This is a genomic window from Pseudomonas sp. (assembly GCF_037994325.1).
Taxonomy (GTDB): Bacteria; Pseudomonadota; Gammaproteobacteria; order Pseudomonadales; family Pseudomonadaceae; genus Aquipseudomonas.
Genome location: NZ_JBBNAH010000270.1, coordinates 1 through 1,218, shown reverse-complemented (window position 1 = coordinate 1,218; position 1,218 = coordinate 1). Strand labels below are relative to the sequence as shown.

At 60.8% G+C, this 1,218-nt stretch carries 1 protein-coding gene; it reads right to left on the bottom strand.

From position 1 onward, the window contains the following. Positions 1 to 97: 97 nt before the first annotated feature. Positions 98 to 1,218: beta-ketoacyl-ACP synthase I (fabB, locus tag AAAB16_RS09040; RefSeq protein WP_340663033.1), on the bottom strand; the 1,121-nt coding region annotated here is incomplete at its 5' end.

Genomic DNA, 1,218 nt, shown 5'->3' with positions numbered 1-1,218 from the left:
CGTTTCATCTTGGCGCCGCTGAAAATGCTTTTCTCCAGGCGAAAAAAACGCCCCGAACCAGTCGGGGCGTTTTCATGTGCGGCTCAGCGGGAGGGAATTACTTGCCTTCCCAGCGCTTCAGCACGAGGGTGGCGTTGGTGCCGCCAAAGCCGAAGCTGTTGCTCATCACGTTGTTGAGGGTGACGTTTTCTTGGGTTTTGGTGGCGATCGGCAGGTCGGCGACTTCCGGGTCCAGCTCGTCGATGTTGGCCGAGCCGGCGATAAAGTTGCCTTCCATCATCAGCATGCAGTAGATCGCTTCGTGAACGCCGGCGGCGCCCAAGGAGTGACCGGACAGGCTTTTGGTCGAGCTGATTGGCGGTGCCTTGTCGCCGAACACGGCGCGCACGCCTTTGATTTCGGCGACGTCGCCCACTGGGGTGGAGGTGCCGTGGGTGTTCAGGTAGTCGATCGGGCCGTCAACGGTGGAAAGCGCCAGCTGCATGCAGCGGATTGCGCCTTCGCCGCTTGGGGCGACCATGTCGTAGCCATCGGAGGTGGCGCCATAGCCGACGATTTCGGCGTAGATTTTTGCGCCACGGGCCAAGGCGTGTTCCAGCTCTTCAACCACCACCATGCCGCCACCGCCCGCGATGACAAAACCATCACGCTTGGCGTCGTAAGCACGGGAGGCTTTTTCCGGGGTGTCGTTGTACTGGGTGGAGAGGGCGCCCATGGCGTCGAACAAGCAGCTTTGGCTCCAGTGTTCTTCTTCGCCACCGCCGGCAAATACAACGTCTTGTTTGCCCAGCTGGATTTGTTCCATGGCCTGACCGATGCAGTGAGCACTGGTGGCGCAAGCGGAGGAAATCGAGAAGTTCACGCCTTTGATTTGGAACGGCGTGGCCAGGCAAGCCGACACGGTGCTGCCCATGGTGCGGGTGACACGATACGGCCCAATGCGTTTGACGCCTTTCTCGCGCAGGGTGTCGATGGCTTCCATCTGGTTGATGGTGGAGGCGCCACCGGAACCGGCAATCAGGCCGGTGCGCGGGTTGGAGATCTGCTCAGGTGTAAGGCCCGAGTCTTTGATCGCCTGTTCCATCGACAGGTAGGCGTAGGCCGCAGCGTCGCCCATAAAGCGGAACACCTTGCGGTCGATCAGCTCTTCGAGGTTCAGGTCTACAGAGCCGGAAACGTGGCTGCGCAGCCCCATTTCGGCGTAGGACGGGTTGTGGC